Genomic DNA, 15,624 nt, shown 5'->3' with positions numbered 1-15,624 from the left:
CGTAGAGATACTTGTTCAGTCTACCATATTTGACGGACTGGAGCAACCGTACACCCTGCAGCGGCTCATTCAGCGGAGACCTCCTGCGGCTCCCGCACCACGACCACCCGCACCACCGTGCGCGTGGCCGCATTCGGGCGGAAGCGCCTATCGCGCCTCAGCCCCGGCACCCAGACCACCTCTTCTGCGGCGACCACGAGCGGTAGCCGGTCGCGCTGCGCTCTGGGTACCTTCGCGTCCACTAGAATATCTTGTAGCTTCTTCGAACCTTCCATACCGACCGGCCACAGCCTGTCACCCGGCCGCCGCAGGCGGACCGCCAGCGGCCCCGGCAGCAGGTCGCGATCGAACCAGCCTTCGTTCGCTGGCTCCCTCGCCGGAACGGCCGAGGCAGGCAACACCTCGGTGAGCACCCTGAGGCCCAGCTCGGCGATCGCCGTCTCGCCCTCCGGCGCCAGCGGCCAGAGCTTCTGCGCCAGATCCGTCGCCGTCGACGGACCGCCCCCCGCGCGCGCAAAGCGACAGCGGCCGTACGTCACGGTGAGACAGACGCCCTGCGGCAGGTGGGCCTGATGGCTGCCCTGCGAGCGCGCGGCCAGATCCAGCACGCGGCTCACCGTGGGAAGCCCGGGAGCGTACTCCCCTCCTGCCACCTGCTGTACGGCCATCCGCACGACCCGGCGAGCCAGCGCCAGCGGCTGCCGCAGGAGCGCGGGGCCGTCCAGTTCGACAACACGTTCCCCGGACGGCGTCTGCTCCTCGCGCCAGCCGCAGCGGGTGCGCGCCTCCAGCGCCAGTTCGGTCAGCAACCGGTCTTCCTCCCGCAGCAGTTCCGCGACCTGGGCCAGGTTGTCCACCACCGCGCCGTTGTAGTGCTCGGACAGGTAAGGCAACAGTTCGTGCCGGATGCGGTTCCGCAGGAAGTCGTGCTGCAGATTGGACGTATCAAGGCGAGGGTCCAGTTCGTGGATCTGGCAGTACTCTTCGATTTCTGTGCGCGTGCAGCCAAGCAGCGGCCGGATAATGGTGAATCTATCCTCCGCCCGCACCGGCGGGATGCCGGCCAGCCCCGTGGTTCCGCTCCCCCGCAGCAGCCGCATCAGCACGGTCTCAGCCTGATCGTTTCTGGTGTGGCCCGTGGCCACCCGCTGTGCCCCGATGGTCGCGGCAAGCCGGCGGATCTCCGCATACCGGCGCTTCCGGGCGTTGGCCTCGAGGGAGCCGGGCTCCCGCTCCAGTTCACCCGGTTGGAGCACCACCGTGGTCAGCGGAAGCGACAGGCGGCCGGCCAGCCGCGCCACGTAGGCGGCATCCGCCTGCGAGGCTGCGCCGCGAAGGCCGTGTTCCATGTGGAACAGATGAAGGGAGAGGTCCCACTCAGGAGCCAGCCGGTGCAGCACGTGGGCGAGCGCCACGGAGTCCGGGCCGCCGGACACCGCCACGACCACCCGGTCGCCGCGCTGCACCATGCTGTGCCTGAGCAGTTCGGCGCGCACCTTGTCCAGCAGCGGCACGGCGTCACCTCCCCACGCAGATCCCCGGTCAGTGTCGAATTGCGTTTCGACACTGGCCGGGGATTCCCTCCCTGCCCGGTACCATTGAGCATTCCACGGCGACTGGCCGCACCGGCGTCAACGCTTATTCGGCTTGACCCGCGGCGCGGGCTGAGCCGGGGCCCACTCGCCCGTGGGCCTGGGCCTCGGCCGCTCCGCACCGCCGTGGCCTTCTGCCCGGTCCACCCGGGCCACGACCACTGTGAGGTCGTCCTCCGGCGCCGACGTCAGGTCGAGTGCGCGGGCCAGCAGCCGCTCCGCCAGCTCCTCCGGATCCTCTGTCTGTTCGCGGGCGAGGTGTTCCAGCACCCAGCGCTCCTTGTCCGCCTCATCCCGGGCCACGTCCAGGACGCCGTCGCTCACCATGACGATGATGTCGCCTTCCCGCAGGCTCCGGTGTTCCGGCTCCACCTCCACGTCGGCGACAACACCCGCCGGCACCGAGGGCATCCGGACAACGGTGACGTCGTTCCCCCGCTTCAGGAAACTGGGCGCCGCACCGACCTTGACGAACTCCGCCCGGCCCGTGGTGAGGTCCAGCAGCGCGAGGTCCACGGTGGCAAAGGTGTCGCTGGGGCCCCGCAGCAGGAGCACGGAGTTGAGGGTCCGGACGGCCACCTCGCTGTTGAACCCGGCGTCCAGGAGTTGCTGCAGGAGCCGCACCGACTCCCCAGACTGCACCGCCGCCTCCCGGCCGACGCCCATGCCGTCGCTCAGCGCTACCAGGAAGCGCCCCTCGGAGAGGGGGCCCGTGGCCACCGAGTCACCCGAAATGTGGCAGCCCCGCTTGGGCATGCGCGCCACCGCCGTGGAGACCCGGTAAAGGGGCGCGATGCTGGACCGGCTCCGACCTCCGGTTGCCACCTCTTCCGCCATGCGGTCCAGCATGCGGGCAACGTTCTGAACATATTCGCCCGCGATGGCCCGGCCCTCCTCCAGTCGGCGGTGCAGGGTCCGGCCCGAGCGCTCCAGGTCGTACAGGTGATTGAGCGTGACCACGATCTGCTCGGGGTGGATGCACCGCTCCGCCAGCCGCTCCGGTGCGGGCGCCATGGGCAGGGGGCCCTCGCGCTCAATCTGTTCCCATAGCTCGCCAAAAAGAAGGCGGGTGCCCTCCGCTTCCGTCTTCCAGCAGTGCGTGACCATTGAGCATGAACGGCAGACCTGTTCGGCAGCGTGGTGGAAGCGCTTCTCCGTCTCCTCCCGGACCGGCGTGCCGACCGCGGCCACCTGGGCGTAGGTCCGCTGGATCTCCTTCAGCACCTGCGCCAGCGTGCGGAGCCGGTCCGCCGCTCCCGTCACCAGACTCGACTCCACAGGAGCCGCCGGCTTGTCCTCATTGGAAGCCGTCCTGGCCTGCTCCGCTGGGCGCGCGGACTGAGCCAGGCGCGTCACCCAGCGGGAGGGGATTAGCCAGAAAAGCAGGGTTGCCGCCACGGCCGACAGGGCCATGGACTCGAGCACCGCTCCCCGGTCCTGCGTCGCCATGATGTAGGAGAGATAGCCCAAGACATAGGAGAGCCCCACGCCGACCTTTCTCAGCTCCCGGAACGCGCCGGCCAGGAAGCCGGCGACCACATAGGCCATCGCGTGGCTCTCGGACAGCGCAGGGCTCCACCACGCGCCCGAAGCAGGCGGGTTGGCCAGAACCGAGAAGAACGACGACATGCCGATCACCGCGCCGGCCGCAGCGCCCCACCCCAGGCCGCCGGCGTGGGCGCAGAGCAGGACGGCGAGGCCGGCCGCCGCGCCGTGCAACGAAATGCGGCTCCAGAGGGTGAGATCCTGCAGACCGGTGAGGACCGCCGCCAGGAGGATGATGGCCGGAACCGAGACGTCGGCGGGGATGCTCAGCTGGTCTCGACCGTTCGTCAGGTCGTTGACTGCAGTAGTGAAGATGAGAGCCAGCACTCCGGCAAGGCCCGCCCAGAAAGCCAGCTGAACCCAGTCCGCTGCCGGGTCCTGCATGAGCCCCTGCCCCGCCGCCACGACGGAAGCCAGCAGGGCAGCCACCAGGGCCCTGTGCTGCGGCAGTGCGCGGGCGACCGCCGCGAGCACGTGCACCAGCAAGAGAGCGGCGGCAAAGGATGCAAACACGGGGAGTGGCTGCACGGTCACCGCGCCGGCGAGGGCCGCCAGCCCCACGGGGAGCGCCGTCAGCCCCCGGTAACCGGCCGCGCACACGGCCATGTAGAAGGCGATGCCGAAGGGCGCCACCGGGCTGATGGGGTGGGTTCGGCCCATGAGGAACCCTGCGGCGATCCCGGCGTAGAACAAGGGGTGCCACGCCCAGGCCAGCCGGGAGGCCAGCCACGACCCGAGGCGCTTCCAGCGGGACAGTTCCGGCTCCCTGCGGTTCGCCGTTGGCTTCGATGCCACGAGCTCACCCCCTGCGAGGATGTCGCGGCACCGATTGTACCCCACCCCGGTTGGCGAATGCTGTCGAAACTTGGCGAACGAGGAATAGATTTCCACCAGGTGCAAAGAAAAGACCCGGCGTCTGAGCGCAGTGCGCCGGGTCGCGCGGTCCTGGTGGCCCCAACGGGATTCGAACCCGTGTCGCCGCCTTGAAAGAGCGGTGTCCTAGGCCTCTAGACGATGGGGCCATTAGTTACGATTATTATCATGCCATCACCGCTTTACGTCAAGTATCGCAAAATCCCAGGCAGTAGCACGCCGCAGGCGCCCCCGCCCGAATACCCGGGCGCGGACCCGGGCATGCCCCAGACCAGATCCAGTGCACCGCTAGCCGCCATGCGGGGACGGAGGAACATACACGTCGGCATCGTCGTGGAGCAGCACCCGCACCGTCGCCCCGGCCGGCAGGGGCTCGCTGCCACCGGGAATGACCGCGTACGCGTTGGCGTCGCACAGGCTGCTGAGCACCCCCGACCGCTGCGCCATGCCGGTGTCGACGTGAAGCTGGCCGTCCGGCCCGCTGTACGCCCGGGCGCGCAGGAAGCGGGTGAGGCCGGACGGCTTGGCCACCGGCTGGTCGAGGACGCCCCATGCCTCCCGCAGCCCGAGGCGCTCCCGGCCCAGAAGGTAATCGAGCACGGGGCGCACCAGCAGGTCAAAGTCCGTGGCAGCCGCTGCCGGATTGCCCGAGAGCCCGATCACGAGCCGGCCCCGCAGGAGACCCGCGCACGCCGGAGTGCCAGGCTTGATGCGCACCCGCCAGAAGAGCACCTCGGCCCCCATGGCGGTGAGCGCCTCCTTGACCACGTCGAACCGCCCCACCGAGACCCCGCCGGTGGTGATCACCAGATCGCAGCCCTCGGAGCGACGCAGGGCCGCCGCAATGGCGTCGGCTCGGTCGCACGCTATCCCCAGCATCACCGGCACGCCGCCGGCACTTCGGACCAGCGCCGCCATCTGCGGCCCGTTGGAATTCCGGATCTGCCCGGGCCCGGGTACCTCGTGGGCGCCGACCAGCTCGTCGCCCGTGCAGAGAATGCCCACCCGAGGCCTGGCCAGAACCGGCACCTGGACGATGCCCAGCGCGGCCAAAAGGCCGATCTCCTGGGGGCGGATCCGGCGACCGGCGGTGAGGATCACCTGCCCCCGGGCGACGTCCTCCCCCACGCATGCCACGTTCTCCAGCGGCGACACGGGGCGGAAAATCTGCAGGCGGTCGCCGCTCACCTGCACCTCTTCCTGGCGGACCACGGCGTCGGCCCCCGGCGGAACGGCGCCGCCGGTCATGATCGCCACGGCGGTGCCCGGGGCCAGTTCCGTCTCCTGCGGATGCCCGGCGGGAATGACGCCGGCGAGCCGCAGCGTCACGGGCGCCTCACGGGTGGCGTTGCGGGTATCGGCTGAGCGCACCGCGTATCCGTCCATCCCCGAGCGGGGAAAGGCCGGCAGCGGCTCCGCAGCCCGCAGGTCCTCGGCCAGGACGAGACCCAGCGCGTTTTCCAGGGGCACCGTCTCGACCCGGCGCGGCGGAGCGTGCCGCAGCAGCAGCGCACGGGCCTCCTCAACCGGGAGCATGGTGGTCATCCTTCCCTAACCCTTCTTCTCTTCCTCCTGTGCGGAACTGCCCTCGTCGTCGTGTGCGGCCTTCATGGAGCGCCGGAACTCCCGGATGGTCTCGCCGATGGACTTGCCCAGCTGAGGCAGTTTCGAGGGCCCAAAGATCAGCAACAAGACGACAACGATCAGGGCGACCTCCATCGGGCCGATGCGCTGCAGCATGACCTATCCCTCCTGCTGCCGAAGCAGTGTTTCTTCCACGAAATCTGTGATCGCCGGGATGTCGTTCCAGTCAAACCTGGGCAGCGCCGTCTCCACCGGGAGATCGCCAGCAACGGCCAGGAGCGACGGGTCGCCATCGCAGAGCAGTCGGCCCTCGTTCCGCGCGCTGCTGAAGACCTCGACCTTGGGGAAGCGCTCGCGCTTGAAGCCTTCCGCGATCACGATGTCCACCGGGCCCAGGAGGGCGATGGCGTCCGCAACCCCGAACTCGCCCGCCGGTACCGACCGCACCAGACCGATCTGGCCGGGGCCGACGATGCACACGGCCCGGGCGCCCGCCTGCCTGTGCCGCCAGGTGTCCTTGCCCTCGTGGTCCATCTGAAACCCGTGCACGTCGTGCTTGAGGGTGCCAACCCTGTAGCCGCGCCTCGTCAGTTCCGCTACCAGCCGTTCCACCAGGGTCGTCTTGCCGCATTTGCCGCAGCCGACGACCGAAAGCACAGGGGGCATGGGCATACCGGTTCCCTCCGCCTCTGCCTCTATCTTACCGCTGAACAATCCTTTGGGCCAGCCGCGGCCTGCTCCCGCAGGACCGGGCCACGTAATACGAGCAGGAGTAACTCTTCCTGCTGCAAAACATTATAGAGGTATGATGAGACGGAGGTTCACACAATGAAGGCAGAAGTCGTCAATGCATTCCTGGCCGCCGCGAAACACAACCTCGCGCAGGAGTTGAAGTCCGAGATCAAGCGGACCGGCCTGCGCGTGGAGGCTAGCGCACACGTCACAGACGAGGTCGTAATTTACCTTTCATTCGTCGGCCAAGTACGCGGTTCCCTGCTCCTCGGCCTGAACCTCGCCACGGCGAGGACCATCGCCGCGACGATGGTGAGCGAGCCGATGGAGGAGCTTACTGAGATGGGCCTCTCCGCCCTCGCGGAACTGGGGAACCTGGTGGCGGGAGGCGCCTGCACCGAGTTGGAGAAAATCGGGCTCTCTGCCGACATCACCCCGCCGACGATCATGATCGGGCCGCAAACCCGCATCTCGACCCTGGGCGTGAGCCGCGTGGTCGTGCCGCTGGCCTGCCAGCACGGCAGGCTGAACCTCCACCTCTCGATCGACGTCGCCGCGTAGCACGGCGCTGCGAAGGAGGGCTCACGAACATGACCCGGGTCCGCGATGCCATGATCCAGGTGCCACCCCTCTCCCCCACCGATCCGATTTTCATGGCCCTCAAGGCGATGCGCACGAATAACCTGACGTTCGTTCCGGTCGTCAGCGGCGACGGGACGCTCTACGGCCTGGTGACCGAGGGCGACCTGATCCGCCTCGTCTGGCGCGCCACCAGGGCCGACAGCGACACCGTGCCCACCTGGATCCGCGGCGCCGGACGGGAGCTTCTGCTGGTGCAGCCGCTCAGAGAAGTGGTGACCCGGCAGCTGGACACCATCTCGCCCGACGTCACGCTGGAGGAGGCCGCAGAGATGATGCTCCGCCAGCACCGGAAGGTGCTGCCCGTAGTGGAGCAGGGCAAACCGGTGGGTTACCTCACCCGGTCAGTCATTATCGACCATCTCATAGGCTAGTCACCTGGACCTCCCTCCCCAAAGCGGAGGGGGGTTACTCACTGTCTAGTGCAAAAGGCCCATGGCTTTTGTAAACAAACTAAACATAAGATAGGCATCAGATAGGCAGGCAGAAGCCTTGCCGCTCGCGACGTGGTAATTTACCATCGAAGTGAGATGATCGTTCCTTCTTTCACAAGAAGGTAGCAGACCACTTTCGTTAGAGATCTTGACCAAGGTGGTGAGCGTATGTCCGGATCCTGCTGCCAGGGCATCACGCCTGACGATCCCCGCTTCGCCGAACTGGACGCCTTCATTCAGGACGGCCGGTCTTCCGCCGACCACCTGATCGCGGTGCTCCACAAGGCCCAGGAGATCTTCGGCTTCCTGCCCGAGGAGGTGCAGCGTCACGTGGCTGCCGCGCTGCACGTGCCTCCGAGCGAGGTTTACGGTGTCGTAACGTTCTACAACTACTTCACCCTGACGCCGGTGGGCAAGTACCCCATCAATGTCTGCATGGGTACCGCCTGTTACGTGCAGGGCGCGGGCCGCGTCCTCTCCCTGTTCGAGCGGGAGCTCGGCATTCAGCCCGGGCAGGTCACTCCCGACGGGCTCTTCTCGCTCGAGGTCTGCCGGTGCCTGGGCGCGTGCGGCCTGGCCCCCGTGGTCACCGTGGCCGGCGAGGTGCACGGCAAGATGACCGAAAGTGAAGCCCTGAAGCTGGTGGCCGAGCTGCGCCAGCGGGCCGCCGCCGAACAGGCGCCGGCCGGCGCTGAGGCCGCCCCGGTGGGAGGTGAGGCGCAATGACCGCCGTTCAGGCATCGCAGCGGATCCGCTCCCTGGCTGACCTGGAGGCCGTGCGGGCCCGGCGCGCACACGACATCGCCCTGCGCCAGGCCCAGGCCGTGAACCTGGCGGAAGCGCCCGAGGTGCACATCCTGGTCTGCTCGGGCACAGGCTGCCAGTCCAACAAGTCCCTGAACACCGTCGCAGCCCTGCAGAAGGCTGTGGAGGACCAGGGCCTGACCGAACGGGTGAAGGTCGTTCCCGTCGGTTGCTTCGGCTTCTGCCGGATGGGACCGGTGGTGGTGGTCTATCCCGGCCAGACCTTCTACTGCGAGGTGCAGCCGCAGCACGCGCCGGTCATCATCCAGCAGCACGTGCTGGGCGGCCAGCCGGTGGAGGCGCTGCTGTACGCCCCCAACCCCCGGGAGAAGCACCGCATTGAGAAGATGATGGACCAGCCCTTCTACAAGGGGCAGCACCGCACGGCCCTCAGCCACTGCGGCCTCATCAACCCCGAGTGCATCGAGGAGGCCATCGCCGCGGACCGCTACTTCGCCCTGGCCAAGGCCCTGCTGGAGATGACCCCGGCGCAGGTGATCGAAGAAGTGAAGCGCTCTGGCCTGCGGGGCCGGGGCGGCGGCGGCTTCCCCACGGGCCGCAAGTGGGAGCTGGCGGCCGCGGTGGAGGGCGACGTCAAGTACGTCCTCTGCAACGCCGACGAGGGTGACCCCGGCGCGTTCATGGACCGCTCCATCATCGAGGGCGACCCGCACGCCATCCTCGAGGCCATGGCCATCGCCGGGTACGCCATCGGGGCCCAGCACGGCTACATCTACGTGCGGGCCGAGTACCCGGTCGCGGTGCACCGGCTGGAGATCGCCATCCGGCAGGCCCGCGAGATGGGCCTGCTGGGCGAGAACATCCTCGGCACCGGCTTCAGCTTCGACATCGACATCCGGCTCGGCGCAGGCGCCTTTGTCTGCGGCGAGGAGACCGCCCTGATCGCCTCCATCGAGGGCCAGCGGGGCCTTCCCCGGCCGCGGCCGCCCTTCCCGGCGCAGAAGGGGCTGTGGGGCAAGCCGACCCTCAACAACAACGTCGAGACCTATGCCAACGTCCCGTTCATCATCCTTCACGGGGCAGAGGCCTTCCGCAGCGTGGGCACGGAGCGGTCGCCGGGCACCAAGGTGTTCGCCGTGGCCGGCAACGTCATGAACACCGGCTTGGTGGAGGTGCCCATCGGCACCACCCTCCGGGAGATCGTCTACGGCATGGCCGGCGGCATTCCCAAGGGGCGGCCCTTCAAGGCGGCCCAGACCGGCGGCCCGTCCGGCGGGTGCATCCCTGCCCACATGCTGGACATCCCCATGGATTACGAGCCGCTCAACGAGGTCGGCTCCATGATGGGATCCGGCGGTCTCATCGTGATGGACGATCAGTCCTGCATGGTCGACGTGGCACGCTTCTACCTGCAGTTCACCCAGGACGAGTCCTGCGGGAAGTGCCCGCCCTGCCGCATCGGCACGAAGCGGATGCTGGAGATCCTGGACCGCATCGTCGAGGGCGAGGGCACGCTGGAGGACCTGGACGAACTGGAGCGGCTGGCCAACGGCATCAAGGCCACCGCGCTCTGCGGCCTGGGCCAGACCGCGCCGAACCCGGTCCTGTCCACCCTGCGCTACTTCCGTGAGGAGTACGAGGCGCACGTGCGGGACAAGCACTGCCCGGCGGGGCGCTGCAAGGCCCTGACGGACTTCCGGATCGACCAGGAGCGGTGCAAGGCGTGCAACGTGTGCGCCCGGAACTGCCCGGTGAACGCCATCCATGGCGAGGTGCGGAAGCCCGAGACCTTCTACATCGACGCCGAGGCCTGCATCAAGTGCGGGACGTGCGCCACCGTCTGCAAGTTCAACGCCGTCGTTTGGTAAGGGGGTGCTGTGCGTGATCCAACTGACGATCGACCGGCGCCCCGTCTCGGTCGAACCCGGAACCACTGTCCTGGAGGCGGCGCGCCAAAACGGTATCCACATTCCCACGCTCTGCTACCTGAAGGACATCAACAAGATCGGCGCCTGCCGCATGTGCCTGGTGGAGGTCGAGGGGGCCCGCGGCCTCCAGACCGCCTGCACCGTGCCCTGCACCGACGGGATGGTGGTTCACACCAACACCCCGGCGGTCCGCGAGGCCCGGAAGCTGGTCCTGGAACTGCTGCTCTCCGACCACAACATCGAGTGTCCGACGTGCCTGCGCGCGGGCAACTGCGAGCTGATGCAGCTGGCCCAGGAGATGGGCGTGCGCACGGTCCCGCTCCGTGGCGCTCACCATGAGGCGCACCGGGACGTGGCTTCCGGCGCCATCGCCGTGGACAGCTCCAAGTGTGTGCTCTGCCAGCGCTGCGTGGCCGTGTGCCGTGAGGTCCAGGGGGTCTCGGCGATCGCCGTCACCGGACGCGGCTTTGAGTCCCGGGTGAGCCCGTTCTTCGGCGTCTCCCTCAACGACGCGGCCTGCGCCCTCTGCGGCCAGTGCACCGTGGTCTGCCCCACCGGCGCCCTGACCGAGTACGACGAGACCGAGGCCGTCTGGCGGGCCCTGCTGGATCCCGGCAAGCACGTGATCGTACAGACCGCCCCGGCGGTCCGGGTCCAGATCGGCGAGCCGTTCGGCCTGCCGCCCGGCGCGATCTCCACCGGCCAGATGGTGGCCGGGCTGCGCCGGCTGGGCTTCGACCAGGTCTTCGATACCGTCTTCGGGGCTGACCTGACGATCATGGAGGAGGCGACGGAGCTGATCCAGCGGCTCCAGAAGGGCGGCCCGCTGCCGCTCATCACCTCCTGCTCGCCGGGCTGGGTGAAGTACGCCGAGCACTTCTTCCCGGAGATGCTGGAGAACCTCTCCACCTGCAAGTCGCCCCAGCAGATGTTCGGCGCCATGGCCAAGACCTACTATGCCGAGAAGGCGGGCATCGATCCGGCGGACATCGTGGTGGTCTCGGTGATGCCCTGCACGGCCAAGAAGTTCGAGGCCAACCGGCCCGAGATGCGGGCTTCCGGGTACCAGGACGTCGACTACGTGCTGACCACCCGCGAGCTTGCCCGCATGTTCCGCCAGGCGGGCATCGACCTCGCCTCCCTGCCGGAGGAGGAGTTCGACACCCCGCTGGGGCTGGGCACCGGCGCCGGCACCATCTTCGGTACCACCGGCGGCGTCATGGAGGCGGCCCTGCGCACGGCGGCGGCCTGGCTGGAGCCCGGCAGCCCCTCGCCCAAGATCGAGTTTGAAGAGGTGCGGGGCATCCCGTTCCAGGTCCGTGAGGCCACCGTCACCCTGAACGGCGTCACCCTGAACGTGGCCGTGGCCAACGGTCTGGGCGCCGCGGGCTGGCTGATGGAGCAGGTCTCCAAGGGGCTGAAGAACTACCACTTCATCGAGATCATGGGCTGCCCGGGCGGCTGCATCGGCGGCGGCGGCCAGCCGATTCCGGCCAAGGGCCCGAACGCCCTGGATGAGGTCCGCCTCGCCCGGATCGCCTCGCTGTACACCATCGACGAGCGCATGACGATCCGCCGGTCCCACGAGAACCCGGCCATCCAGCAGCTCTACGCCGAGTACCTGGGGCAGCCGGGCAGCGAGCGGGCCCACCACCTGCTGCACACCCACTACCACGCCCGGGTGCCGGCCGGCATCCTGCGCCGGTAAGACTCCGCAACGGGCGCCATCATGGTCCGACACAGACGAACCCCCTCCGTACTGCGGAGGGGGCTCTCTTTTCTTGTCCCGGAAAGACCGGATCCCTTCACCCGGCCGCCGGGGCTGTACCTGTGCGGCTGCGGGCGAGCAGCCAGACCGCAGCCAGCCCGTAGAAGGCCAGCGTCACCACGCTGGTTTCCCCCACCAGGTAATGCCCGGCGGGGGCACTCACCCGAAAACCTATTCCCACCGTCTCTACGAACGCGTTGTGCGCAGAGTGGAGCAGCGAAGCGGTCCAGACGCTTCCGGATGCCAGGCGCAGTTCCCCAAGAACGACGTTCAGGGCCAGCACCATCAGGGTGAAGACGACGGCGTTCAGCAGACGGTTCCCGTCCGGCAGGTACAGGTCGGTGAAGAACATCGCCGGATAGTGGAAGCAGGCCCAGGCCAGACCGCCGATCAGATAGCCTTTCCGGCGTCCGAAGGCCATCAGCCGGGGGAGCAGGTAGCCGCGCCAGCCGATCTCCTCTCCAAGGGAAAAGCTGAGCGTGTAGATCAAGACCAGAAGGACGTATCTCAGCATCAGGCCGACGCGGGTGAATCCTTCCAGCGGCGTGTACACGGCAACGCCGGCGGCTGCGGCAACCAGATACCCCGAGCCCAGGGCCGCAGCCGGGAGCAGGATGGCCACCGGCCACGCCCGTACACCTGAGCGATGCAGGCCCAGGCGGCGCCATCCGGTGCGGGAGTAGCCGTCGCGGCCGATGACCAGCATCATGAGCAAGGCCACAAGCGTCGGGAGGAACATCATCAACTGGTACCACCGCAACCGCACCACAGCCAGCGCTCCTCCCAGCACCAGGAGGATGTAGAGAAGCGACTCGGTCTTTGCGTTCAGCTTCATCATCTGGAACGCACCTCCTCAGGCGGGTCTGGCGCTCCCGCCCGAGAGCGTGCGCCAGTAGAAGGCGTAGGTCACTGCATAGTAGAGGACGTACAGCCCCAGGTAGGCCAGCGCAACCAGCCACCCGTAGTGGAGGACCGATCGCTGCAGCAGCGTGCTCAGGGCCTTCATGGCGAAGGTGGAATGGACGAGACCCACCAGGAACGGCACGAAGAAAATCACCTGGGTCTGGCTGAGCGAAACCCGACGCAGCTCCCCCCGGCTGACGCCCACTTCCTGCAGCCGCCGGAAGTGGCGCCGGTCCTCCTCCAGCTCCGTGAAGAGCCGGAAATAGAGCAAGCTGCAACTGGTGGCGAAGAAGACCAGCGAGACGAAGATGCCCACGAACAGGGCGAACCCCATACTGGAGACGGTCTCCCGGTACTCCGGAACGGGCGATGAGAAGAAAGGCCCCTGTTCCGGTTCCTCCCCGGGGAAGCGCACGGCCAGGGCGTCCACGGCCTCTGCCACGGCCTCGCTCCGCCAGTCGGCCACGTCCCACATGGTCACCCGCAACCGGTCTTCCGGCGCACTCCCGTCCACGGCCTCCCGGAACAGATCGTCCGGCAGCACCAGGACATAACGCGTCGTGAAAATCTCGTTCACCGGTAGTCCGCCGTAGTCCGGGGCGACGGCGAGCGAGAAGGTTCTGCCGCTCACCGACAGCTCCCGGGGCTTCGGGCTCCAGTCCGTGGTCGTGGCCCCCAGGCTGTAGGGATAGACCAGCAGCGCACCGCCCTCCACCTCCGGCAGAGGCTTCACTTCCTGCGACACCCGTTCGACGCCGGCGTAGAGGGAGTACGGCACCAGTAGCACGGAGACATCGCCGTCCAGGTCGCCCCGCACCGTCACCAACTCCCGCCGGACCCAGTTCTCCAGGCCCTGCCGGCGCAACTCGGCCTCCACGGTCCCGGCTGCTGATCCGGCACCGGCCGGCTCGGCCACCTGGAACGCATGGGGGGCGCGGATGAGGGCGTCGTTGGCCAGAACCATGAAAAGCGCGTAGATGGTTCCCACGGCGGTCAGGATGACCGCGATGGCCACGGCCGTGTTAGCCAGCGTGCGCGCGTTCTCCTGAATCTTGAAGCCCAGTTGGCTGACGGTGAGAAACGGCGTCGTGCGGTAGTAGAAGCCCTCCCGCCGGCGGAGCCAGCCGAGCAGGGCGATGCCGCACTCCCGCATGAGGAAGACGGTGCCCACCGTCACCATGGCCGTCACCGGTACGACGCCGAGAAGGACCGCCTGCGGGGAGGGCGAACTGGCCCACCAGTAGCCGCCGCCCACGAGCAACAGGCCCAGCAGGGCCTTCCACCAGGAGAAGGAGGGCGTCTCCTTGGGCTTCCGTTCGGCCCGGATCAGGTCGATGACGCTGCTGCGCACCACATCCCGGAGCGAGTAGAGCGAGACCACCAGGAAGAAGGTGCCGAAGACCAGCAGCGTCTGGGCCCAGACCTGAGGCCCTGCATGAAAGGGCAGGCTCTCGGGCAGCCGCAGGAGCACGCTGATGGCCATGAAGAACAGCCGCAGGAAGAGGAGACCGAAGCCCAGCCCCACCGCCAGGGCCACCAGTGCGATGATCAGACTCTCCCACAGGATGAGGGCCATCAACTGCTTCCGCGAGAGGCCCATCAGGCTCAGCAGGCCGAACTCCTTCTTGCGGGACCGCACAAACGCCGCGTTGGAGATGAGCAGGAAGTAGAAGGTGATGACGGCGATGACCACCGAGGCGGCCCGGATGCCCCGGATCACGCCCCAGGCGCCGCTGTAGCCTCCCTGCAGGTCGGGGTGGAGCGCCAGGGCTGTGTAGATGAAGTAGACCATGACGGCAAAGGCCGCGCTCCCGAGGTAGGCCAGGTAGCTCCCCCGGTTTCGCCACACGTTCCTAGCCGCGATTTGCCAGAGGCTCATTCCGGCCACCCCCCATCAGCGAGAGCACGTCGAGGATCTGCTGGAAGAAGGCCTCCCGGCTCGCGCCCTTCCGGATCTCGGTGTAGATCTGGCCGTCGCGGATGAACTGGATGCGGCTGCAGAAGCTGGCCGCGAAGGCGTCGTGGGTCACCATCACGATGGTCACCCCGGCCAGGTTGTTCAGCAGCACCAGGGTCTCCATCAGGTCCCGGGCCGACCGGGAATCCAGATTGCCCGTAGGCTCGTCGGCCAGGATCACGGCCGGCTCGTGGATGATCGCCCGGGCCGCCGCGGCCCGCTGCTGCTGGCCGCCGGAGACCTCGTAGGGATACTTCTCCAGGATGTCCAGGATGCCCAACTGCCCTGCCAGCGTGCGCAGCCGCTCCTTGATGGCCTTCACGGGCACCCGGTCCAGCACCAGCGGCAGGGCGATGTTCTCGCCAATCGTGAGGCTGTCCAGCAGGTTGTAGTCCTGGAAGATGAAGCCCAGCCGCCGCCGGCGGAAGAGGGCGAGCTCCTCACCCCGCATGTGGCTGACTTCTTTCCCTTCGATCACCACGGCACCGGACGTGGGCGCGTCGATCGTCGCCAGCAGGTTCAGGAGCGTCGTCTTGCCGCTGCCAGAGGGTCCCATGATCCCCACGAACTCGCCCTTCTCCACCTGCAGCGAAAGGTTGTTCAGGGCGCGGGTGGCTACCTTGCCCCGGCCTCCGTAAACTTTGGTGAGCCCCTTGGCTTCAAGCACCAGCATCGTGCTGCCTCCCTGTCTTGCAGTTCAAGCCTTAGTGTAGCAAGGTGCGCAGGGAGCTTCCTTAAGCTCACCTTTCAGGTCAGCGCCGAAACCTTACAGTCCTGTCATGCAGGCTGCAATCTGCCCGCACCCGGAACGGCTGCGGGCAGGAAGGCGACACCCTTTCCGGAGAGGTGCACAGGAAGGCGGCCCGGGCTGTATGCGGAAGCCCCACCGTCCAGGGCGGTGGGG

Annotated in this window: 13 protein-coding genes and 1 tRNA gene; 5 read left to right on the top strand and 9 right to left on the bottom strand. The window is 67.8% G+C overall.

Annotated features, from left to right (window positions below; translation table 11 throughout):
* Window positions 1-65: 65 nt before the first annotated feature.
* The 6 genes from tilS to mobB all read right to left on the bottom strand — a co-directional run bounded on the left by tilS (window position 66) and on the right by mobB (window position 6,266).
* A complete protein-coding gene (tilS, locus tag AB2385_RS02090) occupies window positions 66-1,514 on the bottom strand; it encodes a tRNA lysidine(34) synthetase TilS (RefSeq protein ID WP_367653260.1) in 1,449 nt (482 codons plus the stop codon).
* Window positions 1,515-1,631: 117 nt separating this feature from the next.
* Window positions 1,632-3,932 carry a SpoIIE family protein phosphatase gene (locus AB2385_RS02085; protein WP_367653259.1) on the bottom strand — a complete coding sequence of 767 codons (2,301 nt, stop codon included), beginning with the start codon at window positions 3,930-3,932 and terminating at the stop codon, window positions 1,632-1,634.
* 151 nt (window positions 3,933-4,083) lie between these two features.
* A tRNA-Glu gene (locus AB2385_RS02080) sits at window positions 4,084-4,159 on the bottom strand.
* A gap of 139 nt (window positions 4,160-4,298) precedes the next feature.
* Complete coding sequence (gene glp / locus AB2385_RS02075) at window positions 4,299-5,555, bottom strand: gephyrin-like molybdotransferase Glp (RefSeq protein WP_367653258.1); 1,257 nt, start codon at window positions 5,553-5,555, stop codon at window positions 4,299-4,301.
* Between the two features lie 6 nt (window positions 5,556-5,561).
* Complete coding sequence (gene tatA / locus AB2385_RS02070; RefSeq protein ID WP_367653257.1) at window positions 5,562-5,750, bottom strand: twin-arginine translocase TatA/TatE family subunit; 189 nt, start codon at window positions 5,748-5,750, stop codon at window positions 5,562-5,564.
* A gap of 3 nt (window positions 5,751-5,753) precedes the next feature.
* Entirely contained in the window at window positions 5,754-6,266 is a 513-nt protein-coding gene (mobB, locus tag AB2385_RS02065) for a molybdopterin-guanine dinucleotide biosynthesis protein B (RefSeq protein ID WP_367653256.1), read from the bottom strand.
* Between the two features lie 156 nt (window positions 6,267-6,422).
* On the opposite strand from mobB, the gene AB2385_RS02060 reads away from it, so the two are divergent.
* The 5 genes from AB2385_RS02060 (at window position 6,423) to AB2385_RS02040 (ending at window position 11,800) form a co-directional block, all read left to right on the top strand.
* Window positions 6,423-6,887, top strand: a complete 465-nt coding sequence (locus tag AB2385_RS02060) for a chemotaxis protein CheX (RefSeq protein WP_367653255.1) — start codon at window positions 6,423-6,425, stop codon at window positions 6,885-6,887.
* 29 nt (window positions 6,888-6,916) lie between these two features.
* Window positions 6,917-7,339, top strand: a complete 423-nt coding sequence (locus tag AB2385_RS02055) for an HPP family protein (protein ID WP_367653254.1) — start codon at window positions 6,917-6,919, stop codon at window positions 7,337-7,339.
* Between the two features lie 228 nt (window positions 7,340-7,567).
* Window positions 7,568-8,125, top strand: coding sequence for an NAD(P)H-dependent oxidoreductase subunit E (locus tag AB2385_RS02050; RefSeq protein WP_367653253.1), 558 nt, complete (start codon window positions 7,568-7,570; stop codon window positions 8,123-8,125).
* Window positions 8,122-10,032: an NADH-ubiquinone oxidoreductase-F iron-sulfur binding region domain-containing protein gene (locus AB2385_RS02045; protein ID WP_367653252.1), complete on the top strand. Its 1,911-nt coding sequence runs from the start codon at window positions 8,122-8,124 to the stop codon at window positions 10,030-10,032. The genes AB2385_RS02050 and AB2385_RS02045 overlap by 4 nt, the downstream gene beginning before the upstream one ends.
* Before the next feature lie 7 nt (window positions 10,033-10,039).
* On the top strand, window positions 10,040-11,800 hold the full coding sequence (locus AB2385_RS02040) for an NADH-dependent [FeFe] hydrogenase, group A6 (protein WP_367653330.1): 1,761 nt from the start codon (window positions 10,040-10,042) through the stop codon (window positions 11,798-11,800).
* A gap of 97 nt (window positions 11,801-11,897) precedes the next feature.
* Here AB2385_RS02040 and AB2385_RS02035 read toward each other — a convergent pair whose 3' ends face one another.
* Genes AB2385_RS02035 through AB2385_RS02025 form a run of 3 tightly spaced genes read right to left on the bottom strand, consistent with a single transcriptional unit; the run spans window position 11,898 to window position 15,393 of the window.
* Window positions 11,898-12,698, bottom strand: a complete 801-nt coding sequence (locus tag AB2385_RS02035) for a CPBP family intramembrane glutamic endopeptidase (RefSeq protein ID WP_367653251.1) — start codon at window positions 12,696-12,698, stop codon at window positions 11,898-11,900.
* A 15-nt stretch (window positions 12,699-12,713) separates the two neighbouring features.
* Window positions 12,714-14,642 (bottom strand): FtsX-like permease family protein, encoded by a 1,929-nt coding sequence (locus AB2385_RS02030; RefSeq protein WP_367653250.1) that lies wholly within the window; start codon window positions 14,640-14,642, stop codon window positions 12,714-12,716.
* Entirely contained in the window at window positions 14,617-15,393 is a 777-nt protein-coding gene (locus tag AB2385_RS02025) for an ABC transporter ATP-binding protein (RefSeq protein WP_367653249.1), read from the bottom strand. Before AB2385_RS02025 ends, AB2385_RS02030 begins: the two co-directional genes overlap by 26 nt.
* Between the last annotated feature and the right edge of the window lie 231 nt (window positions 15,394-15,624).

The organism is Symbiobacterium sp. (assembly GCF_040797425.1).
Lineage (GTDB): Bacteria > Bacillota > Sulfobacillia > Symbiobacteriales > Symbiobacteriaceae > Symbiobacterium.
The sequence above is the reverse complement of the archived record's forward strand: the minus strand, read 5'-3'. Positions and strand labels throughout refer to the sequence as shown.

Bases quoted from the DNA above. Each gene is read 5' to 3' on its own strand.
- glp (WP_367653258.1), bottom strand. From the start codon at position 5,555: ATGACCACCATGCTCCCGGTTGAGGAGGCCCGTGCGCTGCTGCTGCGG.
- tatA (WP_367653257.1), bottom strand. From the start codon at position 5,750: ATGCTGCAGCGCATCGGCCCGATGGAGGTCGCCCTGATCGTTGTCGTC.
- mobB (WP_367653256.1), bottom strand. From the start codon at position 6,266: ATGCCCATGCCCCCTGTGCTTTCGGTCGTCGGCTGCGGCAAATGCGGC.
- AB2385_RS02060 (WP_367653255.1), top strand. From the start codon at position 6,423: ATGAAGGCAGAAGTCGTCAATGCATTCCTGGCCGCCGCGAAACACAAC.
- AB2385_RS02055 (WP_367653254.1), top strand. From the start codon at position 6,917: ATGACCCGGGTCCGCGATGCCATGATCCAGGTGCCACCCCTCTCCCCC.
- AB2385_RS02050 (WP_367653253.1), top strand. From the start codon at position 7,568: ATGTCCGGATCCTGCTGCCAGGGCATCACGCCTGACGATCCCCGCTTC.
- AB2385_RS02045 (WP_367653252.1), top strand. From the start codon at position 8,122: ATGACCGCCGTTCAGGCATCGCAGCGGATCCGCTCCCTGGCTGACCTG.
- AB2385_RS02035 (WP_367653251.1), bottom strand. From the start codon at position 12,698: ATGATGAAGCTGAACGCAAAGACCGAGTCGCTTCTCTACATCCTCCTG.
- AB2385_RS02030 (WP_367653250.1), bottom strand. From the start codon at position 14,642: ATGAGCCTCTGGCAAATCGCGGCTAGGAACGTGTGGCGAAACCGGGGG.
- AB2385_RS02025 (WP_367653249.1), bottom strand. From the start codon at position 15,393: ATGCTGGTGCTTGAAGCCAAGGGGCTCACCAAAGTTTACGGAGGCCGG.